28 protein-coding genes and 2 pseudogenes are annotated in these 26,674 nt (G+C 71.0%); 14 read left to right on the top strand and 16 right to left on the bottom strand.

Going from position 1 to position 26,674, the window contains the following annotated elements; all coding sequences use genetic code 11:
• The first annotated feature begins 292 nt into the window (after positions 1 to 292).
• Together ABWK59_RS01345 and ABWK59_RS01340 are read left to right on the top strand one after the other, a co-directional pair.
• The gene (locus tag ABWK59_RS01345; RefSeq protein ID WP_354637364.1) at positions 293 to 1,876 is read left to right on the top strand and encodes a molybdopterin-dependent oxidoreductase; all 1,584 of its coding nucleotides are present in this window, start codon (positions 293 to 295) and stop codon (positions 1,874 to 1,876) included.
• Between the two features lie 136 nt (positions 1,877 to 2,012).
• Positions 2,013 to 2,684, top strand: coding sequence for a fasciclin domain-containing protein (locus ABWK59_RS01340; protein ID WP_354644796.1), 672 nt, complete (start codon positions 2,013 to 2,015; stop codon positions 2,682 to 2,684).
• 213 nt (positions 2,685 to 2,897) lie between these two features.
• Here the strand turns inward: ABWK59_RS01340 and ABWK59_RS01335 are convergent, their stop codons facing one another.
• Positions 2,898 to 4,379 carry a M6 family metalloprotease domain-containing protein gene (locus ABWK59_RS01335; RefSeq protein ID WP_354637363.1) on the bottom strand — a complete coding sequence of 494 codons (1,482 nt, stop codon included), beginning with the start codon at positions 4,377 to 4,379 and terminating at the stop codon, positions 2,898 to 2,900.
• A gap of 430 nt (positions 4,380 to 4,809) precedes the next feature.
• The gene (locus ABWK59_RS01330; protein ID WP_354637361.1) at positions 4,810 to 5,484 is read right to left on the bottom strand and encodes a hypothetical protein; all 675 of its coding nucleotides are present in this window, start codon (positions 5,482 to 5,484) and stop codon (positions 4,810 to 4,812) included.
• 326 nt (positions 5,485 to 5,810) lie between these two features.
• On the opposite strand from ABWK59_RS01330, the gene ABWK59_RS01325 reads away from it, so the two are divergent.
• Complete coding sequence (locus tag ABWK59_RS01325) at positions 5,811 to 5,954, top strand: hypothetical protein (RefSeq protein WP_354637360.1); 144 nt, start codon at positions 5,811 to 5,813, stop codon at positions 5,952 to 5,954.
• Positions 5,955 to 6,192: 238 nt separating this feature from the next.
• Positions 6,193 to 6,489: a hypothetical protein gene (locus ABWK59_RS01320; RefSeq protein ID WP_354637359.1), complete on the top strand. Its 297-nt coding sequence runs from the start codon at positions 6,193 to 6,195 to the stop codon at positions 6,487 to 6,489.
• A 360-nt stretch (positions 6,490 to 6,849) separates the two neighbouring features.
• Here ABWK59_RS01320 and fdxA read toward each other — a convergent pair whose 3' ends face one another.
• On the bottom strand, positions 6,850 to 7,173 hold the full coding sequence (fdxA, locus tag ABWK59_RS01315; protein WP_354637358.1) for a ferredoxin: 324 nt from the start codon (positions 7,171 to 7,173) through the stop codon (positions 6,850 to 6,852).
• A 95-nt stretch (positions 7,174 to 7,268) separates the two neighbouring features.
• Here fdxA and soxR point away from each other — a divergent pair, with 95 nt between their 5' ends.
• A complete protein-coding gene (gene soxR / locus ABWK59_RS01310; RefSeq protein WP_354637357.1) occupies positions 7,269 to 7,733 on the top strand; it encodes a redox-sensitive transcriptional activator SoxR in 465 nt (154 codons plus the stop codon).
• 134 nt (positions 7,734 to 7,867) lie between these two features.
• On the opposite strand, the gene ABWK59_RS01305 is transcribed toward soxR, so the two are convergent.
• From ABWK59_RS01305 to ABWK59_RS01290, 4 genes are all read right to left on the bottom strand, one after another.
• Positions 7,868 to 9,127: an esterase/lipase family protein gene (locus tag ABWK59_RS01305; RefSeq protein ID WP_354637356.1), complete on the bottom strand. Its 1,260-nt coding sequence runs from the start codon at positions 9,125 to 9,127 to the stop codon at positions 7,868 to 7,870.
• Between the two features lie 296 nt (positions 9,128 to 9,423).
• A complete protein-coding gene (locus ABWK59_RS01300; RefSeq protein ID WP_420492720.1) occupies positions 9,424 to 10,215 on the bottom strand; it encodes an alpha-ketoglutarate-dependent dioxygenase AlkB in 792 nt (263 codons plus the stop codon).
• The gene (locus ABWK59_RS01295; protein WP_354637355.1) at positions 10,196 to 11,431 is read right to left on the bottom strand and encodes a hypothetical protein; all 1,236 of its coding nucleotides are present in this window, start codon (positions 11,429 to 11,431) and stop codon (positions 10,196 to 10,198) included. Before ABWK59_RS01295 ends, ABWK59_RS01300 begins: the two co-directional genes overlap by 20 nt.
• 279 nt (positions 11,432 to 11,710) lie before the next feature.
• Positions 11,711 to 12,127, bottom strand: coding sequence for an ester cyclase (locus tag ABWK59_RS01290; RefSeq protein WP_354637354.1), 417 nt, complete (start codon positions 12,125 to 12,127; stop codon positions 11,711 to 11,713).
• Positions 12,128 to 12,681: 554 nt separating this feature from the next.
• On the opposite strand from ABWK59_RS01290, the gene ABWK59_RS01285 reads away from it, so the two are divergent.
• On the top strand, positions 12,682 to 13,203 hold the full coding sequence (locus ABWK59_RS01285) for a hypothetical protein (RefSeq protein ID WP_354637353.1): 522 nt from the start codon (positions 12,682 to 12,684) through the stop codon (positions 13,201 to 13,203).
• Here the strand turns inward: ABWK59_RS01285 and ABWK59_RS01280 are convergent.
• Complete coding sequence (locus ABWK59_RS01280; protein WP_354637352.1) at positions 13,169 to 13,705, bottom strand: hypothetical protein; 537 nt, start codon at positions 13,703 to 13,705, stop codon at positions 13,169 to 13,171. The two genes, ABWK59_RS01285 and ABWK59_RS01280, sit on opposite strands and share 35 nt — an antisense overlap.
• A 112-nt stretch (positions 13,706 to 13,817) precedes the next feature.
• Between ABWK59_RS01280 and ABWK59_RS36575 the strand changes: the two are divergent.
• Together ABWK59_RS36575 and ABWK59_RS01270 are read left to right on the top strand one after the other, a co-directional pair.
• Positions 13,818 to 14,195, top strand: a pseudogene (locus ABWK59_RS36575) (RNA polymerase sigma factor); the annotation flags it as partial.
• Between the two features lie 40 nt (positions 14,196 to 14,235).
• Positions 14,236 to 14,808: pseudogene (locus tag ABWK59_RS01270) on the top strand (hypothetical protein); the annotation flags it as partial.
• 320 nt (positions 14,809 to 15,128) lie between these two features.
• Here the strand turns inward: ABWK59_RS01270 and ABWK59_RS01265 are convergent.
• From ABWK59_RS01265 to ABWK59_RS01250, 4 genes are all read right to left on the bottom strand, one after another.
• Positions 15,129 to 15,749: a hypothetical protein gene (locus ABWK59_RS01265; RefSeq protein ID WP_354637351.1), complete on the bottom strand. Its 621-nt coding sequence runs from the start codon at positions 15,747 to 15,749 to the stop codon at positions 15,129 to 15,131.
• Positions 15,750 to 15,819: 70 nt separating this feature from the next.
• On the bottom strand, positions 15,820 to 16,683 hold the full coding sequence (locus ABWK59_RS01260) for an SCO6745 family protein (RefSeq protein ID WP_354637349.1): 864 nt from the start codon (positions 16,681 to 16,683) through the stop codon (positions 15,820 to 15,822).
• Between the two features lie 13 nt (positions 16,684 to 16,696).
• Positions 16,697 to 17,452, bottom strand: a complete 756-nt coding sequence (locus ABWK59_RS01255) for a GntR family transcriptional regulator (protein ID WP_420492719.1) — start codon at positions 17,450 to 17,452, stop codon at positions 16,697 to 16,699.
• Positions 17,453 to 17,657: 205 nt separating this feature from the next.
• Positions 17,658 to 18,767, bottom strand: a complete 1,110-nt coding sequence (locus tag ABWK59_RS01250) for an FAD-dependent oxidoreductase (protein WP_354637347.1) — start codon at positions 18,765 to 18,767, stop codon at positions 17,658 to 17,660.
• 128 nt (positions 18,768 to 18,895) lie between these two features.
• Between ABWK59_RS01250 and ABWK59_RS01245 the strand changes: the two genes are divergently transcribed.
• On the top strand, positions 18,896 to 19,495 hold the full coding sequence (locus ABWK59_RS01245; protein ID WP_354637345.1) for a TetR/AcrR family transcriptional regulator: 600 nt from the start codon (positions 18,896 to 18,898) through the stop codon (positions 19,493 to 19,495).
• Positions 19,496 to 19,557: 62 nt separating this feature from the next.
• On the opposite strand, the gene ABWK59_RS01240 is transcribed toward ABWK59_RS01245, so the two are convergent.
• Entirely contained in the window at positions 19,558 to 20,361 is an 804-nt protein-coding gene (locus ABWK59_RS01240; protein ID WP_354637343.1) for a class I SAM-dependent methyltransferase, read from the bottom strand.
• A gap of 239 nt (positions 20,362 to 20,600) precedes the next feature.
• Positions 20,601 to 20,927: a rhodanese-like domain-containing protein gene (locus ABWK59_RS01235; RefSeq protein ID WP_354637342.1), complete on the bottom strand. Its 327-nt coding sequence runs from the start codon at positions 20,925 to 20,927 to the stop codon at positions 20,601 to 20,603.
• 76 nt (positions 20,928 to 21,003) lie between these two features.
• Between ABWK59_RS01235 and ABWK59_RS01230 the strand changes: the two genes are divergently transcribed.
• Positions 21,004 to 21,579 (top strand): TetR/AcrR family transcriptional regulator, encoded by a 576-nt coding sequence (locus ABWK59_RS01230; protein ID WP_354637340.1) that lies wholly within the window; start codon positions 21,004 to 21,006, stop codon positions 21,577 to 21,579.
• Positions 21,580 to 21,682: 103 nt separating this feature from the next.
• Here the strand turns inward: ABWK59_RS01230 and ABWK59_RS01225 are convergent, their stop codons facing one another.
• A complete protein-coding gene (locus tag ABWK59_RS01225) occupies positions 21,683 to 22,798 on the bottom strand; it encodes a serine hydrolase domain-containing protein (protein WP_354637338.1) in 1,116 nt (371 codons plus the stop codon).
• A 215-nt stretch (positions 22,799 to 23,013) separates the two neighbouring features.
• On the opposite strand from ABWK59_RS01225, the gene ABWK59_RS01220 reads away from it, so the two are divergent.
• Together ABWK59_RS01220 and ABWK59_RS01215 are read left to right on the top strand one after the other, a co-directional pair.
• Positions 23,014 to 23,925, top strand: coding sequence for an AraC family transcriptional regulator (locus ABWK59_RS01220; RefSeq protein WP_354637336.1), 912 nt, complete (start codon positions 23,014 to 23,016; stop codon positions 23,923 to 23,925).
• 390 nt (positions 23,926 to 24,315) lie between these two features.
• On the top strand, positions 24,316 to 24,453 hold the full coding sequence (locus ABWK59_RS01215) for a hypothetical protein (RefSeq protein WP_354637334.1): 138 nt from the start codon (positions 24,316 to 24,318) through the stop codon (positions 24,451 to 24,453).
• A gap of 169 nt (positions 24,454 to 24,622) precedes the next feature.
• Here ABWK59_RS01215 and ABWK59_RS01210 read toward each other — a convergent pair whose 3' ends face one another.
• Positions 24,623 to 24,916, bottom strand: coding sequence for an SH3 domain-containing protein (locus tag ABWK59_RS01210; RefSeq protein WP_354637332.1), 294 nt, complete (start codon positions 24,914 to 24,916; stop codon positions 24,623 to 24,625).
• A gap of 43 nt (positions 24,917 to 24,959) precedes the next feature.
• On the opposite strand from ABWK59_RS01210, the gene ABWK59_RS01205 reads away from it, so the two are divergent.
• Both ABWK59_RS01205 and ABWK59_RS01200 read left to right on the top strand, forming a co-directional pair.
• Complete coding sequence (locus ABWK59_RS01205; RefSeq protein ID WP_354637330.1) at positions 24,960 to 25,118, top strand: hypothetical protein; 159 nt, start codon at positions 24,960 to 24,962, stop codon at positions 25,116 to 25,118.
• A gap of 176 nt (positions 25,119 to 25,294) precedes the next feature.
• Positions 25,295 to 26,047, top strand: coding sequence for a hypothetical protein (locus ABWK59_RS01200; RefSeq protein WP_354637329.1), 753 nt, complete (start codon positions 25,295 to 25,297; stop codon positions 26,045 to 26,047).
• Positions 26,048 to 26,674 lie beyond the last annotated feature (627 nt).

Here is a 26,674-nt window from a genome sequence, read left to right as displayed (position 1 = left end):
CCCGTCCCGCCCCCGCCGCCCGCGAGTACGGCGAAGCCCAGACCAGCGACGAGCCCACCCTCGCCCCGTGGTCGATGGCCGGGGACTGAAGCCGGTGGCGATTCGGACCGGGCAGGGATTCCGTCAACTTTCCACGGCTGAACCCGCCTTGGTCCCGGAACCGGCTGCCTCGCCCGCCGGTTGATGGCGAAAAAGTCTCACCAATCCGGCCGCCACGGTGCACCGAATGGCGGGTGTGAGCAGCCAAACCTCGACCCCCAGGCCGCCCGGCCGCGATCGGATCTTCCGGCCGGTGGCGGGCGCCCTAGCCGGGCTCGCCGCCGCTGCGGCGGCGGTCGGCGTCGGCGAGCCGGTCGCGGTTGTCACCGGCCCGTACAGCGCGCCGGTCGATGCCGTCGGCTCGGCGGCGATCGACCTGTCGCCCGCGTGGCTCAAGGAGTACGCGATCAGGACGTTCGGCACCGACGACAAGCCGGTCCTGCTCGCCGGGATCTACCTGACCATGGCGTTGCTCGCCGTCCTCGCCGGGCTGCTCGCCGTCCGTCAGCCCGCCGCGGGGGCCGCGGTGTTCGCCGTCTTCGGCGGGGTCGGTGGCTGGGCCGCGCTGTCCAGGCCGGGTGCCACGGGCTCCGCCGTGGCACCCGCGGTCGCCGCCGGTACCGTCGGAGCCGCCGCGGTCCTCCTCCTCGCCCGCCTCCTCCGCTCGGCCACCCCGTCCCCGCCGGCAGTCCAGCCCGCCGAAGCTCCAGCCGAAGCCCCGGCCGACCCCGCCCGGCCCGGCGAGGAACACCCGACGGGCACCACGAGCCGGCGCACCGTGCTGGCGGCCACCGGCGGCACCCTGGCGCTCGCCGCCCTCGTCGGCTCCGGCGGCCGCCTGCTGTCCGACCGCCGCTACGACATCGACGCCGCCCGGGCAGCGGTCCGCATCCCCCCGCCCGCCACGCCGCTGCCGCCCCTGCCGGCCGCGGCCCACCCCGCCGACGCCCCGGGACTGTCCCCGTTCACCACCCCGACCGCCGACTTCTACCGCGTCGACACCGCACTCACCCTGCCCCGCATCGACCCCCGTCACTGGTCCCTGCGGATCCACGGCATGGTCGACCACCCCCTCGTGCTCGACTTCGACGACCTCCTGCGCCTCCCCCTGGAGGAACTCGACCACACCCTGTCCTGCGTCTCCAACGAGGTCGGCGGACCGTACGTCGGCACCACCCGCTGGCTTGGCGCCTCCCTGCCCGCCCTGCTGCGCCGGGCCGGCGTCCGGCCGGGGGCGGACCAGTTGGTCGGCCGCTCGCAGGACGGGATGACGATCGGCACCCCGCTGGAGGCGGTCCTCGACGGCCGCCGGGCCCTTCTCGCGGTCGCGATGAACGGCGAGGCCATGCCGGTGGCCCACGGATTCCCGTGCCGCAGCGTGGTCCCCGGTCTCTACGGCTACGCCTCCGCGACGAAGTGGCTCGTCGACCTGGACGTCACGACCTTCGCCGCCTACGACCCGTACTGGGTCCGCCGCGGCTGGGACCGGTGCGGCGAGGTGCGCACCGCCTCTCGCATCGAGATCCCCGCCCCCTTCGCCCGGATCCCCGCCGGCGACGTCACCCTCGCGGGCACGGCCTGGGCCACCCACCGCGGCATCGCGGCCGTCGAGGTACGGGTCGACGGCGGGCCCTGGCAGGTCGCCCGCCTGGCGGCCGACGCCGGACCCGACCTGTGGCGGCAGTGGACCCACACCTGGGCCGGCGCGCCGCCGGGCACCCACCGGATCGAGGTCCGGGCCACCGACGCGACGGGAGCCGTCCAGGGCGAGCAACGAGCCGGCCCGTTCCCGGCCGGCGCGACCGGCTGGCACAGCACCGTCGTCACGGTCACCTGAACCCTGCGCCCGCCCCCGTCGAGCACCGCCCGACGAACCCGTCCCCCCAGAGCTTCGGGCAGGTCACCACCCTGCCCGGACGAGCACCGCAGTCCTGTCACCGATCCGATTCCTCAGAAGGAGACCTCTCATGTCGCTGACCAGCATCCGCATCCGCCGTTCCTCCGTCACCGCCGTTCTCGCGGTCGGCGCCCTCGCCCTGAGCCTGAGCGCCTGCGGCAGCAGTGGCGGCAGCGACTACGCGGCCCAGGACAGCGCCCCGGCGTCCGACGCCGTCCAGCCGGCCGCGCCCGCGGCTGCCGTGCCCACGACCAAGTCCGCCGAGCAGAAGGGTGACCAGCCGTTCGGCGCCGCCTGCGCGGCGGTTCCCAAGGGCGGCGCCGGCTCGTTCGCCGGCATGGCGAAGGACCCGGTCGCCACGGCCGCGTCCAACAACCCGATGCTGTCGACGCTGGTGACCGCGGTCAAGCAGGCCGGCCTCGTCGACACGCTCAACTCCGCGCAGAACGTCACCGTCTTCGCCCCCACGAACGAGGCCTTCAACAAGATCCCCAAGGCCACCCTGGACGCGGTGCTCGCGGACAAGGACAAGCTCACCAAGATCCTCACCTACCACGTCACCCCGAACCGCCTCGCGCCCACCGCCCTGCCCGGCAGCCACAAGACCCTCCAGGGAGGCGACATCAAGGCCACCGGCACCGGCGGGGACTTCACCGTCAACGGCACCGCCAAGGTCCAGTGCGGCAACGTCCAGACCGCCAACGCCACCGTCTACATCGTCGACACCGTCCTGATGCCCACCCCCTGACCCCCGCCACCCCAGAGCCGCCCGGCCCGCCCTCACCGGCAGCGGGCCGGGCACCGGCGGGTCGGTGCACGCGAGCGCTCCCACGCGCGTGCCCGACCCGCCGTCCGGCCATGACCCGGGCGGGCCGTGTACGGGCTCGCAGTCCCGCCGTCCGGCCATGACCCCCGTTCAGCAGCAGTGGTCGGGGACGGCAGTTCCAGGGCGCGGTTCGTCTCACTCGACGGTCACGCTCACCTCCATCCGGTCGCCGCCGGCGGCGCCGGCGACCTCCAGGGTGACGCCGCTCCAGCGGCCGTCCGGCTCGTTGAGCGGGGGCCTGGTGTGTTCGCCGACGCTGGTGTTGCCGAGGGCCGGGTAGAGGTCGTCCCGGTCGCCGCGGTTGCCCGCGCGGAGGAAGGAGGCGAGGTCGCGCCGGCCGTCGGCCTGCATCAGCTCGATGGCCAGGTGGTTCTCGTCGTTGACGTTGTCGATGGCCTCGTCCACCACGTAGGCGGCGATGCCCTGGGACGGCAGGAACTGGTCCTGGCCGCTCTGGCGGCGGTACTCGACGACGATGTACTGCTTCGGCTTCATCCGCGGGCTCTTGACGACGAGGATGTCGCCGCCCTCGGAGACGGGCCGCAGGACGATGTCCTTGGTGGTGGTGGTGATCAGCTGGGGCCTGGTCCAGTCGTGGAACATCCGCAGCATGCCGTTCGGGTAGGTCGGCCTGCTGCCGCGGTCGGTCCGCGGGCCGCCCCAGGAGCCGGACGCCATCAGGCAGTAGTCGCCGAGGCCGCTGGAGACGTCCTCCAGTTCGGGATCGCCGGTGTCGTAGAAGTCGGCCCAGCGGGCGGCCAGGTGGCCCCACTCGTGGGCGCAGACGCCGACCTTGCAGTCCTCGGGGACGGTCAGGAAGGTCGGCACCGAGAGGTCGGCGGAGACCGGGAAGCCCCGCGGGAGGGTCCACTTGGCGCTCCACAGGGCGTCCGGCTGGAGCGCGGGCGGGAGCGCCTCGGCGCCGGAGCCCGCGTGGACGATGAACAGCGCGGTGACGATGCCCTCGCCGAGGACGTCCAGGCTCTCGGGGAACGCGATGCCCTTCCGGAGGGCGATGCCCAGGGCGTCGAAGGCCATGCCGGGCTCGTTGTGCCCCGGCCGAGGGCCCTGGCCGGATTGGTGGTCGGCGTAGAAGGAGAGCGGGTGCGGCAGGGTGAACCAGTCGTGCACCTCGCCCTGGACGTCGATGCCGCCCTTGTCCGGGGCGGCGGGGTCGAAGCCGCTGATCCGGCGGTAGTAGTCGCGCATCGAGCCGGTGGGGAAGGCGCCCGTGCTGAACAGCAGGTTCTCGAAGTGCTGTCTGCTGTGCGCGGGGTTGTGCGGCTGGTCGGGGAAGTCGACGAGCAGCACCAGGGTGGGGATCACGCCGCCGAGCTTCTCGGACGGGTGGCTGATCAGCTGGGCGTCCGTACTGGCCCCGGGACGGACGGCTCCGTCGTCGAGGCCGACGACGTTCTCGCCGCGTCGTCGGGAGCGCCAGACCAGGTAGTACTGGGCGAAGGTGATGTGCTCCGGAAGCCGCCGGGTGTCGATGAGTTCCCGGTACTCGTGGCGGAGCATGTCGAGCGCGTCCGGTGACAGCGGCACCGGGCAGGCGTGCGGACGGTCGTCGGAGCGGGTGGGGCGGTGACGTAACGGGGTTAAGGTGTAGCGCATCGTGACGGCTCCTTCGAGCCTGCTCACCCCGCAGGGGCGTGTGCGGCGCCGCTCAGGCGTGTTCGGCGCCCCGCCGAGTGGGCGGTCGCCGGCCATCGGTCGGGCTCGCCGGGAAGGCGGTCGGGTCTGGCCGTACCGGGTGCGAAAGGGGCGATATGCGGTTGTCTGTCCCCATTCTGACGCCCCGGACGGCGGTAGCACCAGACCCGGAGGGCCCTCGGTCGCCCGGGCTCCCGTGCCGGGCGTGGCCGAGGGCCCGGCCGGCCGCGCCGCACGACGAGCCCTCCGGATACTCACCGTCATCGCCATGTTCGACTCGCGGGCGGACGCCGCCGCGCTCGTCACGGAGACAGGCCGACCCGGACAGCCGGGCGGCCGGTGGACGTGATGCGGAGGGTGACCACGGCCCGGTCCGTGCGCGGACGGCGCCTCAGCCGGCGGACTGGGCCAGGCCTCGCATGATCGCCATCAGCTCGTCGGACGGCGCGATGCTCATCGTCCGGGTCTCGGAGTCGAAGACCGTGATCGACGTCAGGGCTCCGTTGCGCCACCAGAACACCCGCGGCGAGATGGATCCGGGCCCGTCCTCGTAGGCGCCCTGCCCGAACTGCGCCAGGGCGTTGACGGCCTCGACCACGTGCGGGTCGGCCAGCGGGTAGAAGACGAGGTTGTGGCGGTTCGGGACGACGAGCAGCACGCCTTCGTCCGGCAGCCCGGGGCCGCCGGCGGCGCGCACCGCCTCGGCGAACACGAGCACCTTGCTCGCCGCGAACACCGACTCCGGGTGGCCGAGGATGTGGAGGACGGCGCCACCGGGGAGGTCGACGGTGTCGTAGTTGATTGGCGCGGCGAGCAGGTTGGAGTGCGCGGCCCCCACGAGGGTGTCCCACTCCACGAGGGCCACGTCCTCGTCGTCGAGGACGCGCACGTTCTCCGGGGTGTCGAGGGCGATGCCTGCCAGGAGGTCCGGGGCCAGCGCGCGCAGGTAGCGGAATTGCGGCCGCGCCTCCGCGGGTATCGATTCCTCGGAGACCAGACGCAGGTACACGTTCCGCAGCGGGTCGGGGACGTTGCCGGGGCTGGACGGGGCTGACAGGTCGGTCATGCGCGGCTCCTTCGGGAGTACGCGGCCCCGCGGTGGGGGCCGGGTCTGGTGGGCCGGTACTTCGGTGATGCACCGGCAGATCATTCCTTGATCAGATCACACGGATCCGACACCGCTCGGCACCGGGTAGACCCGCCCGGCGCCGCCGTACGGGCTCGTCGGTCCTGAACACGGCGCAGCTCGGGGGCGGTTGGCGGCGGCGCAGCCAGGAACCACCCAGCGCGCCGGCCTTCTGCTCACCCGGTCCCGGGGCCGACACAGCCGGCACCCGGCCGCACGGCTCCGCTGCGCCCGAGGGCCGACGTGACCGAACGGGGGAGTGGCGCATGGCGGAGATCGTGGTGCCGGGTCCGGAGCCGGACTGGCAGCCGGCCACCAGCCCGCCCGTCCTGAACCGCCGGATCACTCCCTCGAACTGCTGGCGCAGTCGCTCGGGGTACGGGCCGAACCTGGCACACATCGAGTCCTGATCCGGTGGATCATCCTGCGTGACGCGAGGACAACTGACCAACGAAGTGCGTCAAATCGCCCACCCATTCGGATGGCGTTCATGCAGGCAAATCCTGACGCGTTCCTGGCTCGCATCGCCGAGCGCGAGCCGCATCTCCGACTCGCGTCCTCACGACCAGAATTTCCGGCGGCGTGCACTAGGATCCGTCGCTAGCGTCACTCGATCGACCGTTGCTCACCCAATCGACAGGAGGCCTGATGATCGGCGTGCTCGTGACTTTCGCGCAGACCGGCAAGTTCGATCGTTCAACTCTCGCAAAGATTGCCGGCGAACTCCGCGGACCGTTCGAAGGCATGGCCGGCCTTCGCTTCAAGAGCTTCATGCTCGACGAAGAAGGCGGTCAGGCAAGGAACTTCTACGCTTGGGATGACGAGGAGAAAGCCCGCTCCTTCTTCACGGCAGAGCTCGTCGAGAAGGTGACGGGGATTTACGGCGCCCCACCCACCATCGAATACCTCGACATCGTAGGGTTCGTCGACAACTCTGGCACCTGATTATCCGGGTGGCTGTCGCACAATCCTTTGCTGTCCAGGCCGGTTTGGACCATCGGGGCAGATGCCCGGTCCCCGGCCGGAGGAGTTCGGGCTGACACCGGCCTACTTCCGGATCCGGTACGGCGATCGGAGCCCGAATGCCCTCGCGGCCCCCGCGCAGCGGACCACGGGGGCTTCCGCGTGGAGTGACCCGCCGCCGCGCGACGAGGGAAGGCCTCATCGCGCAGCGGTCGGCGGTCGGCGGTCCGTGGGGCGTGAGCGGTCCCGGCCTGGCGCCGCCGGTGCAGCCCCGGTGGCCGTGCCGGATTACGCGGTCCTGCGGACACCGCTCGGCCGGACGCCCCGGCATACCCCCGTGGATCAGACGGTGTCCTGGACCGGCAGCGCCGCCACCATCGGGTGGTCCTTCTCGATCAGGCCGAGCTTCGCGCTGCCGCCGGGGGAGCCGAGGTCGGTGAAGAACTCGTCGTTCGCCGTGTTGAACGGCCGCCAGGGCTCCGGGGTGTCGTCCTCGAAGTAGATCGCCTCGACCGGGCAGGCCGGCTCACAGGCGCCGCAGTCGATGCACTCGCCGGGATGGATGTAGAGCATCCGCTCCCCTTCGTAGATGCAGTCGACGGGGCACTCGTCCAGGCATGCCTTGTCCTTGACGTCCACACAGGGCAGGGCGATCACAAACGTCATCGGGCTGCCGTCCTCTCGGGGTCGGTGCTGCTTGCCGCTCTGGCGCAGCCGACCGTAGGGCCTCAAGTAATGTTGAGGTCAACAGGAGGCGGTGCATGACAACTCATCAGCCGGACGAGGCCAGGGCCACCCCCGACGACTGGCTGGCCATCGGCGAGGTCAGCGCGCGGACCGGGGCGGCGGTGTCCGCCCTGCGGTTCTACGAGGAACTCGGCCTGATCGCGTCCGAACGCGACGGGCGCAACCAGCGCCGCTACCCCCGGCACATGCTGCGCCGTGTCGCGCTGATCTCGGTGGCGAAACGGATCGGCATCCCGTTGCAGGACCTCCGGGAGGCGTTCGCCGACGTCCCGCTCGACCGGCCGCCGAGCCACCAGGAGTGGCAGCGCGCCTCGCGCGGCTGGAAGCTCCGCCTGGAGGAGCGCCGACAGACCATCGAACGTCTTGAGGCCGAACTCACGGGGTGCATCGGCTGCGGCTGCCTCTCGATGAAGGCCTGCGACCTGTTGAACCCCGGCGACGCACTCGCCGAGGACGGCGCCGGCCCCCGACGCCTGTAGGGGTTCCAGGTCCAGGTCGGCGGCTGTGGGTAGGGAGTGTCGGGCTCGCGTGTCGTGCCGGGTGCGAGCCCTCGGCGCAGGGCCCGGGGCGGGCGGGCTCGTGTGGGTTCGGCCCGCCCACCCCGGGGAGGGGGTCACCCGTTGGCGACGATCTCGTTCACGATCCACGCCCCGAGTTCCTCGGTCATGGTGGTGTGGCCTTCGTTGCGGCTGGCGCACAGGAAGGCGTCGAGCTCACTGGTGTCCGGTGTGATCGGCGTGTAGAGCGCCTTCGGGTCGGCGATGTCCCCGGCGGCGACGGCGCTGATGCTGGGGATGAAGCAGGAGGTGCGGATGACGTCCTGGTCCACGGTGTTGCGGAGGAACGTCATGAGGAGGCCGGCCAGGCCGAAGCTGCCGGGGTCACCGGTCGGCAGCGGCAGGGTGAACAGACCGCCGGGAGCGCCGTCGATCTCGGGCAGGCCGCTGGTGCGGACCAGGATGGGCTCCCCGCCGGTCCTCTGCAGGCGGGCGACGACCTGGTCGCCCTGGGCCTGGATCTTGAGCCAGGTGTCCTTCAGCGTTTCGCCGTCGCCCCTGACCGCGGTCGCGCCGGCCGTGACGCCGTTGCCGGTGCCGGTGTCCACGCCGTTGGCGACACCGATCCTGCGGACGTTCCGCGGCCATCCGCCGAGCTCGTCGAGCTCCCTGAGGAACGTCACCCGCTCCGGTGCCGGCGCCGGGGTGTCGTCGACCTTCGCGATGTGCCAGCGCGCCATCTGCTTCGCGGCGGGGCTGTTGAGCAGGCCGGAGAACAGGCGGAGGGATTCACCCACGATGGGGTCCTCGCTCCACTGGTCCGTCGCGAAGTGGATGAACGCCTGGAGGGAGACGGGGAGCCATCCGCCGTGGTGGGGGGAGTCGTACGAGAGGTGGAGAGACGCCTCGTGGTCGGGAAGGGCAGGGTCCTGCTCCATCTTGGCCAGCGCGTAGCGGGTGATCAGGCCGCCCATGCTGAAGCCGCCCACGACCAGCTTCGAACGGCCCACCCGCTCGCTGAGCGCGCGCCGGATGCAGTCGATGGCGGTATCGGCGTTGTCCTTGATCGACGCCGTCCGGTCCTCGTACCCGAGGATGATCACGTCCCGGCCGGTCGCGTGGAGTTCGGAGATGAAGCGGAAGTCGCCGTTCTCCTCCAGGCCCTCCCACAGCTGGTCGAGCTTGCTCGACCCGCTGGAGAAACCGTCGGAGAGGATGACGGGCCTGATGAGCTGTCGGCGGTTCAGCGGGCTGTAGTAGACCCAGGCGGTTCCGCCGTTGAGGGGCCACTCCTCATGCGGCTCCGGTGCGGAGGAAATCGCGGAGCGGGGCTCGGGGGAGACCGGGCCCCAGAGGTCAACGACAGGGGTACGCATGATCGGTTGGCTCCTCGGGTGGTTCGCGGGTTCGCCGAACGGCTCACCTCAGACGGCACCCTAGGGAGCGAAACACCGTCACCAAGCGAAGCGCACACGGGGGTTCACACGAAGGTGGCCGTCTTCGCCCGGGAAGGTGTGTACACCCACGAGCGTGGGCACACTCTGGGGTCCCCGCTGAAAGGGTTCGCTGGTTCCGTGAAGGGTTCTTGACGAGTGATCCGCCGACCGCCCCGGTCCTGCCCGCTCTGGATGGGACCGGGGCGCTCGATCGCAGCACAGCCCTTCCCGGCGGGCTACTCGAAACCCCGCCAGGTCAGAGGCGGCATCAGATCGCTCTCGCTGATGGTGTACGTCAGCGAGGGGTAGACGAAGTCCGTTTCCTCGTTCTCGCGGCGCCGCAGTCGGTAGAACTCCCGCCTCTGCTCATCGTCGGCCGACGTGAGGCGCGCACCCTGCGGGAGGTGGGCACGGCCGTCGCGAAACCGGACGAAGGTCTTCGACGTGCGAAAGGTGACACCCAGCCATGGGTTTTCCACCGTCCTGTCCGGCGTGTCCAGGACGATTTTGTGCCTGAACCGCCGATTCGAGTGGACGGAAAACATGACGACACTGTGGTGGGTGAGGGGCATTTCGAACCTCTCGCCGCCGGAGCCCTTCGATTCGAAGATCAGCTTCCTCGGCGAGTTTGCTTCGGGATGCTGGTAGCAGGAGAAGACGGCGATGAACGACCCGTCGGCCAGATCGAGGGCTTGGTCGGAATGGCTGCCCATCGTGGTGTAAGCGTTCGTGTAGCTCTCGATGAGGGCGTTGTTGAAGTCGACCGAAAGTGCCGCACGTTCTCGGATCTGCCGCGCCAGCCGTTCGTGCACCTCCAGGAATCGCTGCGTCGGGTTGCCGTACCGCGTGGTGGTCCGGACGAGGGGCGCGTCACCCGCCTCGTCGATCCTGGTGAGTACGGCGCCTCGCCGGCCTTTTCCTACGTCTTCCCAATAAACCGACGCGGACAGCTCCGCAAAGAGATTCCCCTCGGTCGGCAAGGTGTACGAGAGGATCTCGTCCGCGATCCTAGACTCGGGGGGCACCATAGTCTCCCGTGTTCATACTGAAGAGGAATTCGTCGCCGTAGTCCATGAAGGACGAGGTCCTGTTCTCCTCGGCGTACAGCCTGCGCAGCTCGTCCATGCCGGCCGGTGTGGGCGGCGCGAGCTTCACCAGATCTCCGGCTGCCTTGAGGAACGTGTGGCCGTCCTTGTGCACGGCTTCGGCGCTCGAACAGCGCACCACGTATCCCAGGCGGGTCGGGAGCAACTCGACGTCCAGCGTCGAGGGCCGGATTTCATGCGTGTACAGGCGGTTGGTGGAGAGCGGCATGAAGAACACGGAGCCGGGGTAGAGGGTGACGCTGAACTGCGCGGGGAGCGCGGCCCCGTGACGTTCTCCGGCCGGTTCCTTGAGGCGGAACTGGAGTCTGGTCAGCCCGCTGACACCCTTCACGCCGTAGTCGAAGGCGTCATCGGTCAGGGGCTGCAGCTTGTCGAGCCCGTCATAGAAGGTGCAGAAAGCCATGATGCCGTTGGCGGGCATGTCCTTGGTCTTGTCGGCATGGGCCGAGATCTTGGCCTTGGACTGCTTGCGCTCGGGCGTGGCAAGGGTGTTGTGGTAGATCTGGGCGAGGACGTGATTGAGCGGTGCCTGGTCCCGGAAGATCGCGGCGGCCTCGCGGTTCAGAGCCTCGACGATGTGCGTGTCGGTCGGCCTGAAATTCTCGGTCGGCCCCGAGAGATTCGTGGAGCACCGGAGCAGGCGGAAATGCAACTCGTCGCCGTTGCGCGTGACGGGCGTCAGATAGATCCCGCTGCGATGAGCCGTACCAGGCTTGGTGGACTCCGTCAGCGACTGGAACGCGTGCTCCGCGCGGATCCGTCCGAAATGATCGGCGTCGAGCCCGAAGAAGCGGCGGTAGTACACGCCGACGCCGTGGACGCGGAAGGGAACCCGGCCGAGGTCGATGAACGGCCACGATACGTCGACGTCCTCGCGGTAACCGTGGGAAAGCTCCCGGATCACGAATACCCGGTCGGCCGCCCGCAGGTGGCGTTCGCCGATCCCGGATATGTCGCCGCACAGGTAGACGGTCTTCTGTGCGAGATCGAGCGAACCGGACGCGAGGTCCTCCGGCGTGATCGTGGACCCGAAGAAGTCTTTGATCATGTCATAGTCGTTGCCGTGCAACGTCGAAGGCGCAATCAGGATGTTGCCCGCATCCTCGATGCAGGCTTCTGCCAGCTCCGTTGAGTCCATCAAACAGTACCTGCCATTCCCGGATCTCGGTGGATTGCTCAAAGCGGTGGACATGGAAACGGTCCGCACCCTTTCATCCGCGTGGCGAAGCGCGAATGAATGGAGACGGACCGTTGAAACCCTTGATCCTCTCACGGGGCCCGACAGCGGGCAACGGGTTCACCCCACCGCCCCGCGGGATGTCGCCGGAGCTGGAACGCCGCTGGTGCCGTATCAGGCACCGTTCGCCCTGTTCCGTGGCCGTCCCGGGTTGGGGCGACCAGCTGTGGCGTGGTCCGGTCAGAGGGGCGGAATCTGCTCGGGTACGAGTCCGGCCTGTCGGAGGAGGCCGTACAGATCGGTCTCGCCCCAGAACTCGACGATCCGTCCTTCTCGGAGCCGGTAGGACTTGACGCCCGTCATGGTGAGATCCCGGCCGCTGCGGTCGTGGGTGTAGGTGAGCGTGAAAGCCACGGTCACCCGGTCGCCGGCAGAGAAGAGGTCGTCCACCTGCACGCGGCAGTCGGACAGCCCCGGAGTCAGCACCGCCCCTTCGGGATAGTGCCGCCCCTGGCCGTGAATGCCCGCGCCGTGAACGAGGACGTCCTCGGCGACGAGCTCCTGGAACTCGGCGACCTCCTTCGTCTCGAAGACCCGGAGATAGCGGCGGACGACCTCGGCGTTGCGCTTGCTGACGGCTTCGGTTGAGTCGGACATGGAAGGACCGTATCCATCGGCCGATCGGACTCGCCACTGCCGGTCCTCTGCCGGCCTCGCTCGCACACACGGCGGCGGACCAGCCGCCGGAGCATCCAGAATGACTTTGTGGTCTCACCGGTCACCGCCACGAGGACGAAGGCGGTCGCGGAGCGGACATCGGGGTCGGGGTCGGGGTCGGAGACCCGGGCAGGCTGCCGCCCAGGTGGCAGGCACAGGCGGCCTCTCCCCACCCAGATGACCTGACCCCGGGGAGAGGCCGCCTGGCCCCGTACCCTGCCACAGCGGTGGCCCTCCCGCCTACCCCGGGTTTTGCACTCGACGTGACGCTGCTGCGCGCGGGCGAGCAAGCTCGGGGCCGAAGTCGAGGGCCTCATTGCCCTCGTGGCGGTCCGTCACTCCGCTGCGGACCGGTGCGCTTGCGGCCTGTGTCAAACCCAACAGTCAAGATTTGTCCGAAACTCGTACCGGTTTCCGTTATCTGCCCGGTGGCCGGCGGTCTCCCCTGTGTCGGCAAGCAGTACATCCCCCGTGACTGCCGAGGAGGCTCCACCATGCGGACCCGACCCGCCGCCATGCTCTCCGTGTCCTTGCTGGCCGCCGGCACCCTGGCCCTCGCCCCCACCGGGTCCGCCGCCGGCCACGGCGACACCATCCACTCCGAGATCAGCGCCCTCATCGACGGCCACACCAGGACGGTGGCCACCTGGGAGAACGACCGCGACCCGGTGACCGAACCGCTGGCGGCGACCCTCGGCGCGGTCGCCGCGGACGGACGGGCCGTCGGACCGTGGCGCCTGGTCGCCGTCCCGGGGGATCCCGGTGCCTTCACCACCCGGGAACACCTGCCGCCGGCCATCTGGAAGGTCACCGTGGAGTCCGGCTTCCCGGCCCTCGGCCGCGGCACGACGACCCTCAAGGTGACGGCCGTCCCGGGCACCGCCCCCGCCACGGGACCGACCGAGATTCCGACTTCAGTCCTCGCCCTTCTGCGCGCAGTCGAGTCGAGGCCTGATCCTCAACCTGAGGTTCAACGTCCGGCTACGCCTCTGGGCAGCGGTGAAGGAGCTCGGTGAATGCCTCGCCGGCGGAATGGGAGGGGAAGATCCGCGGTGCCGTGTCGGAGTCCAGGGCGCTGATCACGTAGTGCTCGGCGAGGTAGGAGAAGTCGTCCCAGGGCTCCCAGCGGTGGGCGCGCAGCAGGACCCGGTCGCAGCGGGTGCAGCCGATCCACGGCACCAGGACCAGGCCGGCGAGCTCCGGCTCGCTCCAGCCCGTCACCACCTCGACCTCGTCGCCGTCGTCGTCGAGCAGCCGTACCGCGGCGGGCGCGCCGTCGCCGAGGCAGCGCAGGATGCCGGGCGTGAGCTGCTCGCGCTCGCCCCAGGTCTCGGCGAGAACGGAGATCTGTGCTCGGTCCGCGCCGCCGATCGGGACCTGGCGGGCGAGCAGGCCCTCCACCAGCAGGCCGAGCCCGCCCTCCTGCTCGCCGATGTCCCAGCAGTCCTTGACCTCCTTCGAGGCCGGTGGCGGAAGGAGGTCGGCGATCCGGTACCAGACCGCGATGTCGTCGTTCATGGGGCGGACTCTAACGCCCCGCTGATGCCCGGGCTTTCGCCGGGACCCAGCAGCGCCCGGCCGGCCGGGCGAGGCCGCCGCCGATGTCGCGGAGTCTGCGGTGGAGGGCCGGATGGAGCCGCCGTCGGCCGTACGCTCCAGACCTGTCCCACGCTGGTCGGGCCGGACCAGGTCGTCGGCCGGCGGCTCGGATGGTTCGGGTAGCTTCGGCTCGCCGGTCTCGGCGTGGTTGCTCCGCAGGCCGGGCTGTACTCGGCGTCGATCAAGCGGTGTGATGCGCCTCACGGGAACCCGGTGGGCGGCGCGGACAGGAAGGGGCATGGAACTGTCACAACGGGCGCGTCTGCGCGCGGGGGACCGGAGTGCCCTGGGGGAGCTGTTCGACGCGCACGCGCAGGCCGTCTACGCCTATGCGTTGCGCACCCTGGGCGACTGGGCGGCGGCCGAGGACGTGGTGTCGCTGACCTTCTTGGAGGCCTGGCGGCTGCGCGCCAAGCTGCACGAGGGGGACGAGGCCGGGCGACGAGAAGGGCCGGGTCACCTGGCCTGCCACGTTGGGGTCGGTTCCCGGCGCACCCACGGAGGCGAGCCTCCACTCCCTGACCTACGAGTTCGTCGCCCACCTGCCCACCGACCCCGACAAGCTCCTGCAGCAGCTCCTTTCCGCCGACCGCTCCATGCAGGTCGTCGGAATGCCGATCACGGAGGAGATGCGCCACCAGCTCGCCTTCGGGGACATCCAGATGATCTTCATGAACGTGACCGCGCCGCCCGCCGTCGCGGGAACGCTCATGGAGACGGCCGCGCGGATCCCCGGCACGAGGGTGGTCGCCGACGAGGTCGACGCTGCGGGGCGCCACGGCGTCGCGGTGGTCGGCAGGAACGGCACCCTGCGGGTGTCCCTGATCTTCGACAAGACGACCGGTGAGTTCCTCGGCGTGCGTCAGGTGCTCCTCGCGGAGCTGCCGCCCATCGGTGCCGACGGCCTCCCGCCCACGGGTGACCCGTCCCCGGGCGCCGGGAACGGCAAGGGCTACGACTTCGCCACGGCCGTCCTGAGGGCCGGCATCGTGGACCACGCCGGCGACGAACCGAAGAGCTGAACCCCGTGCGGACGGGGCGGGGGCGGCCTCGCTGCCCCCGCCCCGCGGGAGTCCGGAGCCGTCCGGACGGCGGCGATCCGGTGACGCCGGGCGGAGGAACATTGAGGCCCTCGGCGGGCCTCGCCTGGAGGGTGTCGTCCCCTTGCTGCTTCCGTCCGTCCTGCCGGGCCGGCCGCGGCCGGCCGGCCCGCTGGCGCCGCAGCCGCAGCCGCACCGGACGACGGGCGACCGGGCAGGGGCGCCGCCGGGCGCCGGGCGCTCGCCGAGGGGCGAGGTCCGTACGCGGCAGCCGACTGACCCACCCCGGCCCACCGACACGCCTACGGAGAGCGCACGCTGGACACGTCCCCGCCGTCACCTGTGTCACTGCGGGCCTTGACGGCGGCGAGCCGGGCGGACCACTCGTGTTCAGCGATGGCGAGGCCGTGCTCCAGCGTCTCGACGAGCACCGTCCGGCTCACCGACACCACCGGCGGCTCCTGCCGGGCCTCGGTGCCCCAGGCGGCACCGCCTCCGTCACGTACCCGACAGGCGAGGTGCACCCGGTCCCCGTCGGGGAACGCGAACGCCGTCACCTCGTCGGTGCACTCCCCCCACTCCAGGAACACGCACCGGGCGAGTGCCGCCTCGGCCCCAGGTGCGGTCCCGGTAGCGGCGGCGTCGTACATGTCGTACAACCAGCTCTCGGCCGTGCGAAACGACTCGGACGGCGAGGTGAACCCCACCGGTGGCGCGGTCGGCGTGCGGAAGCGACTGAGCTCGTCCTTGAGCTTCTTGACCAGCAGTGGCGGGTAGAACGCGTTGTCCCACGTGTTCACATGAAGCCCACCGACGAAGACGTCGACGCACAGCAGCCCCGGGTCCTGTTCGACGTGGAACTCCAAACCGAATCCGGTCCGCGACCCGAACAACATGGCAATCCCCCAGCCCTGGCGCGGCACCCGTCACGGCCCAACCCTACTGATCCACTGTCGGCGTGACAGCTTCCAGGACTCGCCCCGGTTCCTGTTCTCAGCCCTTGCCGAAGTGCACCGCGGGAAAGGCACCCGCTGCTCTGAGGGTGGTGGAGAGTCCGCCTGCCAGTTCGGTGAGACGTGCGGTGGCGGCCGGGCCCAGGTGGTCGTACGGGGCGGCGTCGAGGCGGTCGGTGAGTGCCTCGGTCTCCTCGCGCAGGGTCGTGCCCGCCTGCGTGAGGTCGCCTGCCTCGTCCAGCAGGCCGCGCTCGCGCAACCGGTCCCGGGCGGTGTCCCACTGCTGCGCGGACCACCCGCGGGTCCGCATGAGCAGTGCCGATGTCGGGGCCGTGCCGGTGGCGTTGTGCAGCACCAGCGCCTCGATGCCGGACAGGCCGGCGATGGCCAGGGCGGCGAGGTGGCCGTCACCCCGGTGCTCGCGCAGCAGTGTCGCGGCGTGCCACAGGGCCAGGTGCGGTTCGTCGGGTACGGGGAGGTCGGCGTTGGCGGCGTACAGCGGCCGGGCCTCTCGGCGGCAGGCTTCGGTGGCGTGCAGCGCCAGCTCGGCCGCCTCGGTCATGCCCGTGGACGTGAGGGACTCCTTGCCGAGTAACCGCTGCAGCGTCCGGTCCGCGCCGCGCAGCCGTGCCGTGAGCACCTCCTCCGGTGTGGTCACGGTCCACGCGGCGGGGATGTACCGCTGCACGTGCTCGTGGTTGAAGTTGTAGAACGTCGCTGTGACGGTGCCCGCGTCGACGGCCCCGAGCGGTGCCGCGCGGCTCGCGAGGTAGACCATGGCTCCGCGTTCCAGACCGAGTGCCGCGAGTTCCTCCTCCGGCTCCGGTGCGAAGTACACCGCCGCGTGCAGGGGGTTGACGGCGTTGTGGCAGCGGCGGCCCGTGCTCGCCTCGAGGGACGTCATGTCGTGGCTCCTGTCAGTGGTCAGGTGTGGTCAGGTGTGGACGTGGGCCGGGTGGGCGAGGCGCGTCAGGCTTCGTTCGTGGGCTTGTGGTGGGGCAGTCGGTCAGTCCGGCCGCGGTCTGGGTGAGGTGCCGGGTCAGGACCTCGGCTGCGGTGTCGGCGTCACGGGCGAGGGCCGCCTCCTCCAGCCGGCGATGTTCCAGGAGGCCGTCCCGGTCGGGGTTGAGGTGCGCAGACCAGCGGCGGGCCAGCTCGCTCGCGGTCCACATCCGGTCGAAGGTCTCCAGCAGGACGAGGTTGCCGCACCCCTCCAGCAGGGTGCGGTGGAAGAGGCGGTGGGTTTCGGCCCATGCGCTGCTGTAGTGCCTGCCCTCCTCCGGTACGTACGCCGGGGTGCGGGCCAGACGGTGGTGGGCGGCTCGCACGCGGGCTTCCCACTCCACATCGCCGCGTTCGATGGACATCCGCAGCATGACCGGCTCGATGGTCCGGCGGGCCTCCGCGATCTCCTGCCAGCGACGGTCGGAGAAGGCCGGGACGGCGAAGCCGCGGTTGGGCAGCCGGTCGGCGAGGCCCTCGCCGACCACCCGGACGAGCGCCTCACGCACGACGGCCAGGCTCACGCCCTGCTCCTTGGCGAGGTCCTGGGGTTTGAGGGCGTCACCGGGGGCGTGGTCCCCGCGCATGATCGCATCCCGGAGGTGGGTGTAGACCTGCTCGGAGAGCAGCTGCTTCCCCACCGAGGGGGAGACGTGGGTCGTCTGAGGCACGGTCACATGATAGACGATCAGATAGATAATCGATTCTTGGTTTTATGGTCGATCCAGGCGGGGCGGGCGACCGACCGCCGCAGCCATCTTCGTCGTCACGTGATCAAGCCGGACGGGCCCTCCGACGACGCCCAGCGGCGGGTGCAGGTGATCGACGCGGGCGCGGCCGCAGGGCGGGTGGCGGGCGGGTGGCGGTGGAGGCTGCTCAGGAGGCCGTCGCGGGAACGAGGTGGTCGAGTCCCTGCGCACTGCCCGTCGCGGCCTCGATCGAGCGCGGCAGCCTGATGCGCTCGTAGGCGCGGACGGCGTCGCCGACGCCGGATGCGGTGACGAGGGCGTGGGCGAGGTCGGATCCGTCGAGCATGGCGAGATTGGCGCCCAGTCCGACCGGGGGCATCAGGTGTGCGGCATCGCCGAGCAGCGTGACGCCGGGAACGTGCTGCCAGGTGTGCGGGGCGGGCAGGACGAACAGGGGCCGGTTGACGAACCCGTTGTCGCTGTTGCGCAGGACGTAGCGCAGGCTCTCGTCCCAGCCGTCGAACATCCTCAGCAGCTGAGTCCGCACGGCTCGCTGGTCGCCGAGGTCGATACCGGCGGCCACGTGCCAGTCCTGCGGCGCGCGGAGCGCGATGTAGGCGCGGATGTGGCCGTTGCTGTTGCGCTGGGCGACCAGGGACCTGCCGGTGCCCTTCGCCAGCATCGATCCGTTGCCGACCAGCCGTGCGAGGTCGGGGTGACGGGTGTCGCAGTGGTCGAATCCGGTCTCGACGAAGGTGACGCCGGTGTAGGCGGGTGCGGCGTGCGAGAGGGCCGGGCGGACGCGTGACCAGGCGCCGTCGGCGCCGACCACCAGATCGAAGTCCTCGGCGGTGCCGTCATCGAAGAGCAGCCGGCAGGTGCCGTCCGTCAGCGGAGTGACCCCGCTGACGGCGCGGCCCCACCTCACCGTGCCCGCGGTGAGCGAGTCCAGGAGCAGGCCGCGCAGCTGGCCCCGGTCGATCTCCGGCCGGCCGCCGTCGGTGGACGGCACCTGCTGCGTCAGGAGGGCGCCGGTGGCGAAGTCGAGGACGCGCCACTCATCTCCTTCGGGGCGGGCGAGGGCGTGGAACCGGTCGAGGAGCCCCGCCGAACGCAGGGCGGCCTGGCCGGTGTCGGGATGCATGTCGAGGGTGCCGCCCTGCGGGCGGGCGTCGGCGGATGTCTCGCGTTCGAAGACTGCGACGGAGCGGCCGTGTTGCTGCAGGACCCGGGCGCAGGTGAGGCCGCCGAGGCCGGCGCCGACGATCGCGATGCGGGGGTCACGAGCGGAGTTCATGGGGTGTCCCTCGGTTCGGGAGGTGGGTGAGCCGCCGGAAGAGCCGGCCTCACCAAGAAAGCACACTCGCTCAATAAGTGCAATGACTACACTTTTGGAGTGGATGCACCTCGCGGTAGGGTGTGGGAGTGACCGAACCGACCGGGCGCCGCGAGCGCAAGAAGGCCCAGACCCGCCAGTCCCTGGCCGACGCCGCACTTCAGCTCTTCCTCGAACGCGGCTACGACCAGGTCGGCGTCAAAGACGTGGCCGACGCCGCCGACGTCTCGGTGACCACCCTGTTCAAACACTTCTCCAGCAAGGAAGCCCTGGTCTTCGATCAGGACGACGACCTGGAAGCGGCACTCGTCGCCGCCGTGCGCGAACGTCCCCCGGGCCAGTCGATCCCGCAGGCGTTGCGCGAGCACCTCCTGCTGAAGCAGACCCAGCTCGCCGTCCATGCCGCGGACCCGCGGTTCGCCGACTTCATGCGCCTGGTGCAGGAGACCCCCGCGCTCCGCGACTACGCCCACCGCATGTGGACACGCCACGAAGCCGCCCTGACGAAGGCCATCGCCGAGGCCGTAGGCGCGCCCGAGGGCGACGTCAGCTGCGCCGCCCTGGCCCGTTTCGCCCTGGAGGCCCGCAGCCTCATCCTGCGGCACGCCGAACCATGCCGAGCCGCCGACGAGGCCTTCGCACTGCTCGAACACGGCTGGGCAGCCTCCCACCCGACCAGCCGACCATGACCGACCGTCAGATCGGAGCTCGTAGACGCGTTCCTGGGTGCTCCGGTGGGCCGGCCCGCGGGTCAGTCGTCGGTTCGTCTCCCGCGGATGGCCCACGCGCGGGCGGTGAAGGTGATCGATCCGTCGGGCCGGGTGGGTGCGGTCCGGTGGAGGGTGTCGCGCAGCAGGACGCGGGCGGCGGGGGCGAGGGTGGTCACGTATCCGGGAGCGGGGCCCTGCCCGCTGAGGAACGGCGCCCAGAACTCGTCGAAGTCGGCGAAATCGGTCGATACATCGATCGCGTCGAGGGCGACCTCGGTCAGCCCCGCCCCGGTCCACAGGGCGCGCAGCCGATCCGGGCGGCAGACGGAGAAGCGGCGGCCCTCGTCCAGCGGAGCGGCCGACGGATCGACCGAGACCGCGGTGTCCCAGAAGAAACGCAGGAACGCCATGCCCTGCGAGTAGTCCCACACGTACGCGGCGACGACCCCGCCCGGCTTCACCGTGCGAGCCGCCTCGGCCACAGCCGTGGCCGGTTCGGGAACGAAGTTGAGTGCCAATCCGCTCACGGCCACGTCACACGCCCGGTCACGCACAGGCAGCGACAGGGCGTCGGCGACCGCGAACACGGCCGGCGCTGGGGTGGCAGTGACCGCCGCGGTCACGAAGCCTTCGGACCGGTCCACCCCGAGGATCAGACGTGGGCGGCAGCGGTCGGCCACGGCCGCGGTCAGCGCGCCCGTCCCGCACCCCACGTCCAGCCAGCGCAGGCCGGCTCCGGCGTCGAGCCAGGCGATGAACTCGTCGGCCACCAGGCGGCTCCATCGGCCCATGAACCGGTCGTAGGCATCGCCGGCGTCCCACGCGTCCAGCCGGTGTTCCCTCATCCCTCCACCATCTCCGAGACGGTCCCCTCCGGCTGACCGACACAAGGGCGGCGCCACGAGAGGGCGCACGGCGAGCCCCGTCGGGTCGGCCCACCTCGCCGGCAGGACTGCGGACCGGGGACGATGACCTGCCGGCCGGCCGTCCGCGCAGGAGGGCCCGCCTCGGTCCCGACGGACACACGCACGGGCGTGCGGAAGGGGCGAAGACTCTGCGGGGAGCCTTCGCCCCGGGTGGAGGGTCAGGCGGTTTCGGTGGGGAGTCCCGCCTCGACCCAGTCCTGGATGCCCTCGCGGTACTTGCGGACGTTGGTGTAGCCGAGCTTGGTGAGCCGGTCGGCGACCTGTCCGCTGTTGGGGCATGCCGGGTTGGAGCAGTACGTGACGATTGCGGCGTCGCGGTCGGGGAGCACGGTGGGCGCCTGGGCGTCGACGTCGGCCAGGACCAGCGCCAGGGCTCCGGGCAGGTGCTGCTGGGCGTAGTACTCCCCGCCGAGGGTGTCGACGACGGTCACGGCGTCGGCCTCGATCGCTTCCGCCAGTTCGGCACGGGTGACGAGTGCGGTCATGCCACTACCTCCAAGGAAATCGGACTACAGTCCTGTTATGACTCACGACAGTAACGGACTGCGGTCCGGTTCGGCAATGCCCTTGGAACTCCTACGGACGCCGCCGCCCAAGGAGCGCGCGGACGCGGCCCGCAACCGGGTCGCGGTGCTGGAGGCGGCCGCCAGGCTGTTCGCCGAGCACGGGGTCGAGGCCGTGTCCATGGACCAGGTGGCCGCGGCCGCAGGCGTCGGCAAGGGCACCCTGTTCCGCCGGTTCGGCGACAAGTCGGGGCTGGCCGTCGCGCTGTTGGACGCTCGCGAGCGCGTGCTGCAGGAGGCGGTGCTGCACGGGCCGCCCCCGCTCGGCCCCGGGGCCCCGGCCGGCGAGCGCCTGGCCGCGTTCCTCAACGCCTACTTCGACTACCTGCTGGAGCATCTGGCGCTGGTCCGGATGTCCGAGACCGCCACGCCCGGAGCCCGGTACAGGATCGGGGCCTACCGGTTCTGGCACCGTCATGTGGCGATCCTGCTCGCTGCCGCACCCGACCCCGACCACACGGCCCACGCCCTGCTCGCCGCCCTGGCGGCCGATCACGTCGCCGCACTCCTGCCGGAGCTCGGCGAACAGCGGATGCGTGCCGGTCTGCTGTACCTCGCCCAGTCGGCGATGTGACGATCCGCCCCGGCCCATCAGGGCTCAGCCTGGCCTACGTGGAGCTCGGACCGCCCTCCCGGGCCGCCGGCCGCACGGTCGACCACCGCCCCTCATCGCGCTGTCAGTGCAGGCCGCTGTAGGCGGCCATTACGATCTCCATGCCGCGGTTGTCCTCCTGTCGGTCCCGGTCGATCATCTGGTTCATGACGTAGGCCACCGTCAGGCGCGAACCGGGATCGCTCACGACCAGCGAGCCACCCCAGCCGCCCCAGCCGAAGGAGTCACCGAACCTGGCGAAGCCCACCGTCCATGACATCGGCATCGCCAACACGCGGTCGTCACCACGGAACACCTCCTGCCATGCGGGCTCGCAACCCTGGGGAGACAGCAGGCGTACTCCGCCGGCCGAGCCGCCGCTCGCCAGCACCGACTGCACGAGGGCGACGGAGCGAGCGTTGCCGAAGCCGTTCACCGCAGGGATCTGCGCACGGCGCCAGGCCAGGGAGTTGACGTCGTCGACCCGGATCGCGGCACCGGTGTTCTCCCGGCGGGTGCCGTCCGGTCCCGGCGGTGCGCCGGCGGTGTACTCGCCGGTCAGGGATGGCGGCGGGATGAGCGGTGCGACGCGGTGGTCATGCTCGGTGGAGAGCCCGATGTGGAAATCCGCGCCCAGCGGTTCGGCCACCTCCCCGGCGAAGAACTCGCCAAGACTGCGTCCGGTGATGCGGCGGACGATCTCACCCACGAGGAACCCGAAGGTGAGCGCGTGATACCCGGCGGCCGTTCCCGGCTCCCATTCGGGCGCCTGCGCGGCCAGCCCCGCCGTCACGCCCGCCCAGTCGTAGAGCCGCTCCACCGACGTCGGCCCGGACAGGTCCGGCAGTCCCGCGGTGTGCGACAGCACGTGCCGCACCAGCACGTTCTCCTTGCCGGCGGCGGCGAACTCGGGCCAGTAGGCGGCGACCGGCGCGGACAGATCGAGCTCACCCCGATCGGCCAGGATCAGCGCGCAGAGGGCGGTCATGTTCTTGGTCGTCGAGTTGACGCAGACGAGGGTGTCGCGCTCCCAGCCGATGGAGCGGTCCGCATCGGCGTACCCGCCCCAGATGTCGACCACCTGCTCGCCGTCCAGGTAGACGGCCGCCGAGGCACCCACGTCTTCCTTGCCGAGCAACGCTGCAAGCGCCGCCCGGACTGCGGCAAACCGCGGCTCGCAAAATCCCTTAACATCGGTCATGAGCGCAAGTCTCAGGTAACGCAAGGCCTCTCACCCCACCATTCCCGCACCGGTTCTGTCGGGCGGGGCGCGATCACATCCCCTTGACTGCGGCCAGGCGGCCAGGCGGCCTGATGGCTGCGAGCGGCGGGTCCGCCGTCCCCTCGATCGACCGCTCCCGTCCCCGCCCCGCGTCAGCCGAGGGGCCCAGGCACACGAAGGAAGGGCGGATCCGCGTGCTGGAGCGGCTGAATCAGGCGCTGGACCACCTGGAGGCCCGCCTCGACCGGGAGCTCGACCTGGCCGAGGTGGCCAGGATCTCGGCGGTGTCGGAGTACCACTTCCGACGGCTGTTCTCCGCGCTCGCCGGGATGCCGCTCCCGGTCTACGTGCGTCGCCGGCGGATGACGCTCGCCGGGGCCGAGGTGCTGGCCGGGGAGCTGACGCTGCTCGATGTCGCGGTGCGGTACGGGTACGGCTCGGGCGAGGCGTTCGCCCGGGCGTTCCGGTCGGTGCACGGCATCGGGCCGGGCGAGGCCCGGCGTACGGGTGCGGTGCTCACGGCACAGCCGCGCCTGTCCTTCCGTCTCGTCGTCGAGGGCGGTGCGACCATGCGGTACCGGATCGTGGAGAAGGAGGCGTTCCGGGTCGTCGGCAGGAAGGCCCGGCTCCCGCTCGTGCACGAGGGGGTCAACGAGGCCGCCGTGGCACACCTGAAAAGCCTGGACGAGCAGGCGATCGTACGGATGAAGGAGCTGCCCGGCCAGGAGCCGGAGGGGATCCTGTCTGCGGTGGTGTACCTGACCGGCAGCCGGGAGGAGGGCGCCGAGGCGGACTACTGGATCGGCGTGGTGACCGCTCCCGGGGCGGCCGCCGAGGAGCTCGACACCCTTGACGTGCCGGCCGGGATCTGGGCGGTCTTCGACAACCACGGGCCCTGTCCGAGCGCCCTCCAAGAGCTGTGGCGAGACGTGTTCACGCATTGGTTCCCCTCGAACCCGTACACGAGCCGGACAGGTCCGGAGCTCCTGCTGACGAAGCCGGTCGAGACCGGTGCGGAGACCGACTCCCAGCTGTGGATCCCGGTCGAGAGGGCCGTGGGAGCGGCGCGGCACGAAGTCACGGGACTCCTGTCCCCGGAGTCCTAGCCCGGGAGGCGGCCGCACGGCAGTAGCCAGGATGCATGGCCGCATCGTTCTCCGGCCGCCTTCGGCTTCGAACGGCCCGGCCCGACCCTGCTCGGCTGTCTGGCGCGGCGAGGCCGAGAACGACGCGGTCCGTGCGCTCGCCGACACCGTACGCGACTTGGGTACGCTCGTGCTCTGATCAGTGCCTGCGTCTGACGATCGGAGACAGGCACTCGGCGGCCGCGCGGCGCAGGAAGTGGAGGCAGCGCCCGGGCGTCCGCCGCACCTCCCGCCCCCCGCGGCCGACGTCGCCGCTTGATGGTGCGGAGGCGACGAACGTGCCGAGCCGCCGTGATGTCGTCCGGTCGTCGCACGCAGCTGCTGCGACCAGCGCCAGCCCTCCGGGCCAGGATGCACGACCCGCAGGCGCTGCTGCTGGCTGTGGTGGACCGGCTGGTCGAGGCGGTGGACCCGGAGGCGTTCGCGACACCGGCGCACACCTGGCGGATGCTCGCCGAGGACCCGTACACGGGCGGGCTGCTCGCCTGACCCGGCCGGCGATGCCGTCCCGGTCCCGGTGTCCGGGGCTGCCGTGCCCCTCCGCTTTGGGGGCTCAGCCTTGGTCGGCCCGCACCTGCTCTGAGCAGGTGCGGGCCTCGGCCTGCGGAGGCGGCGAGCTCGGCCGCCCGGGGCGGTCGGCGAAGCGAGCCTCCGCCGTTCAGCCGGAGGCGTCCTCGGTGGACGCGGAACCGCCCGACGCGATGTCCCCGGCGAACTTGACGTTGCCGGTGTTGGCGACGAAACGGGCTGCGACCCATCCGGGGCGGTCGCGGAGCAGGTACCAGATGTCGTTGCCATCGATGTTCTCGGCGCGGACCTTGCACTGCAGTCCTACCTTGAACCCGGATGGCAGCACGCCGATCTGAGAGGACGTGGTGCTGGGAAACTCACGCACCTTCACCCCGATATCGGATACCACGGTGCCGAACGGCTCGCTCGGCGTAGAAGCCATCTCTCCTCCTTCAAGGCGCAACCTCGTAACGCTATGCGTTAACTTGCTGGCTGAGAGTAACAGCCTGAGGGCGCGTTCCCTGGCCTGGGGGCTCGGCCAGTCGCCCGGACGCAAGTCGGCCGCCGCGCTCCAGCTCGGCCACCAGCCCCCGCCGGTGCACACCGCGGCGTCGATCGAATCCCTGGTCACCGCTCCCCGCTGATCCGCACGCCCCGCCAAGCCGCGCCGGCGCCGGCGGGCCGACCACCTGCGGCGCCGGGCCCGGCCCGGGGACCGGACACACCGGCCCGCCCGGGCTCCGGCGCCGTCGGTGCGGGCCGCTAGGGTCGCCGAGAACCTGCGGGCGCCGGGCCCGCAAGCACGCAGGAGGGGGCCGTGATGTCGGCTCACACGTCGCACACGCTGCGGTTCCACGGACGCTCGGCCGACCTGGCCGGGATGGACCTGACGGTGTCGGCCGAGGCCCGGGCGGCGCTGGACCGCTTCGAGGCCGTGCACGGCCGGGCCGCGCCCGCAGCGGTGCGCGAGTGGTTCTCGCTGGCCCAAGGTGCCCCGGTCCTACGCGAGTTCGGCAACGACGACGCCGTGTTCGACGCCGACCGACTGGGCCGGGAGGAGCTCTACTACTGGCCCGAGGACGACGAGGAGTGGCCGGACGGCGTCGAGGAGCAGGAGGAACGGACCATCGACCCGGTCGGCTCCCTCGGCCTGCTGCCGTTCATGGTCGAGAACCAGGGCGTGTGGGTGCTGGCCGTCCGCCTCGACGGGTCCGAGGACCCGCCGGTGGTGATCTCGTTCGACGACGTGACACCGTCCGCGACGTGGCACCCGCACGCCGACCGCTTCTCCGACCTCGTCCACGCGCGGATCTGGGACGCCCCCGTCCACCGCGACGGCGTCACCCTCCTCCTCGACGAGGCCGTGGAACCGTCCGCCCTCCTGGAAACGCTGCGCCGCGACTTCACCCCCGGCCCGGCAACCGTCGACGGCACCCTGCGCTACCACCGCGACGGCGACCGCCAGCGGGTCCTGCTCGGCCAGTGGCGCGGACGGTGGTACGGAACCGCCTGGGCAGCGGACGACACCGGCCTGGTCTCCCTCCTCACGGCCGTTGACCCCACCATCCGCTGAGCCCGCAAGTGGCTGTCCCGGAGAGTGCGCCGCAGCTCCGCGACGACGGACTCGCCGCCACCGGCGCCATGACAGAGGAGGCCGGGGTCGTCCCGGGCGACGTTGTGCCATGCGAACGACCGGCCACGTAGTTCATGTGCCGGTGTGCGCCGCGGCCGTGTCGGAACGGCACTGGACCCGCAAGCTCGGTTCCTAGTCGAGCAGTTCGCCCATGTGGCAGGCGTTTATGCGGATCGGCCAGAAGTGGCTCCGCGGCGAGGTCTTCGACCAGGTCAGGTCCGATGCCGTAGGCCAGCTCACCCGGCTTCCCGGCTTCGGCCCCCCAGCCGAGCGCGCGGATCCGTAACGCGGCTTCCCAGTGCGCCGGCTGGCCCCCGGTCCGCTCCCACAACTCCGGATCGGCTCCGGCCATCTCCCGCAGGCCGATCCGGACAGCTGCGTCCACGGTCCGCGGGCCGTACGGCGGCGGCGTGCGGCGCGGTCCGCAACGGTCCTTGCCCTTGCTGCCTGGTTCCGGCGCGGACGACCGGCGCGTGTCCGCCCGGACGGCGTGGCCGTGTCTGTAGGAAGGGGAACCGAACCAGGTTCATGATCGTCTCCAGGCCCGGAACGGATGGACAGTAGTGT

Origin of the sequence: Kitasatospora sp. HUAS MG31, from assembly GCF_040571325.1 — a bacterium.
Taxonomy (GTDB): Bacteria; Actinomycetota; Actinomycetes; order Streptomycetales; family Streptomycetaceae; genus Kitasatospora; species Kitasatospora camelliae.
The sequence above is the reverse complement of the archived record's forward strand: the minus strand, read 5'-3'. Positions and strand labels throughout refer to the sequence as shown.

Excerpts from the sequence above, each read along its gene's own strand:
- ABWK59_RS01330 (WP_354637361.1), bottom strand. The coding sequence starts at position 5,484 with ATGACCGACCTGTCAGCCCCGTCCAGCCCCGGCAACGTCCCCGACCCG.
- ABWK59_RS01215 (WP_354637334.1), top strand. The coding sequence starts at position 24,316 with ATGCACGACCCGCAGGCGCTGCTGCTGGCTGTGGTGGACCGGCTGGTC.
- ABWK59_RS01295 (WP_354637355.1), bottom strand. The coding sequence starts at position 11,431 with ATGGACTCAACGGAGCTGGCAGAAGCCTGCATCGAGGATGCGGGCAAC.
- soxR (WP_354637357.1), top strand. The coding sequence starts at position 7,269 with ATGACAACTCATCAGCCGGACGAGGCCAGGGCCACCCCCGACGACTGG.
- ABWK59_RS01230 (WP_354637340.1), top strand. The coding sequence starts at position 21,004 with ATGCCCTTGGAACTCCTACGGACGCCGCCGCCCAAGGAGCGCGCGGAC.
- ABWK59_RS01240 (WP_354637343.1), bottom strand. The coding sequence starts at position 20,361 with ATGAGGGAACACCGGCTGGACGCGTGGGACGCCGGCGATGCCTACGAC.
- ABWK59_RS01235 (WP_354637342.1), bottom strand. The coding sequence starts at position 20,927 with ATGACCGCACTCGTCACCCGTGCCGAACTGGCGGAAGCGATCGAGGCC.
- fdxA (WP_354637358.1), bottom strand. The coding sequence starts at position 7,173 with ATGACGTTTGTGATCGCCCTGCCCTGTGTGGACGTCAAGGACAAGGCA.
- ABWK59_RS01320 (WP_354637359.1), top strand. The coding sequence starts at position 6,193 with ATGATCGGCGTGCTCGTGACTTTCGCGCAGACCGGCAAGTTCGATCGT.
- ABWK59_RS01225 (WP_354637338.1), bottom strand. The coding sequence starts at position 22,798 with ATGACCGATGTTAAGGGATTTTGCGAGCCGCGGTTTGCCGCAGTCCGG.
- ABWK59_RS01335 (WP_354637363.1), bottom strand. The coding sequence starts at position 4,379 with ATGCGCTACACCTTAACCCCGTTACGTCACCGCCCCACCCGCTCCGAC.
- ABWK59_RS01305 (WP_354637356.1), bottom strand. The coding sequence starts at position 9,127 with ATGCGTACCCCTGTCGTTGACCTCTGGGGCCCGGTCTCCCCCGAGCCC.
- ABWK59_RS01285 (WP_354637353.1), top strand. The coding sequence starts at position 12,682 with ATGCGGACCCGACCCGCCGCCATGCTCTCCGTGTCCTTGCTGGCCGCC.
- ABWK59_RS01325 (WP_354637360.1), top strand. The coding sequence starts at position 5,811 with ATGGCGGAGATCGTGGTGCCGGGTCCGGAGCCGGACTGGCAGCCGGCC.
- ABWK59_RS01300 (WP_420492720.1), bottom strand. The coding sequence starts at position 10,215 with ATGGTGCCCCCCGAGTCTAGGATCGCGGACGAGATCCTCTCGTACACC.
- ABWK59_RS01250 (WP_354637347.1), bottom strand. The coding sequence starts at position 18,767 with ATGAACTCCGCTCGTGACCCCCGCATCGCGATCGTCGGCGCCGGCCTC.
- ABWK59_RS01200 (WP_354637329.1), top strand. The coding sequence starts at position 25,295 with ATGTCGGCTCACACGTCGCACACGCTGCGGTTCCACGGACGCTCGGCC.
- ABWK59_RS01290 (WP_354637354.1), bottom strand. The coding sequence starts at position 12,127 with ATGTCCGACTCAACCGAAGCCGTCAGCAAGCGCAACGCCGAGGTCGTC.
- ABWK59_RS01210 (WP_354637332.1), bottom strand. The coding sequence starts at position 24,916 with ATGGCTTCTACGCCGAGCGAGCCGTTCGGCACCGTGGTATCCGATATC.
- ABWK59_RS01280 (WP_354637352.1), bottom strand. The coding sequence starts at position 13,705 with ATGAACGACGACATCGCGGTCTGGTACCGGATCGCCGACCTCCTTCCG.
- ABWK59_RS01260 (WP_354637349.1), bottom strand. The coding sequence starts at position 16,683 with ATGACGTCCCTCGAGGCGAGCACGGGCCGCCGCTGCCACAACGCCGTC.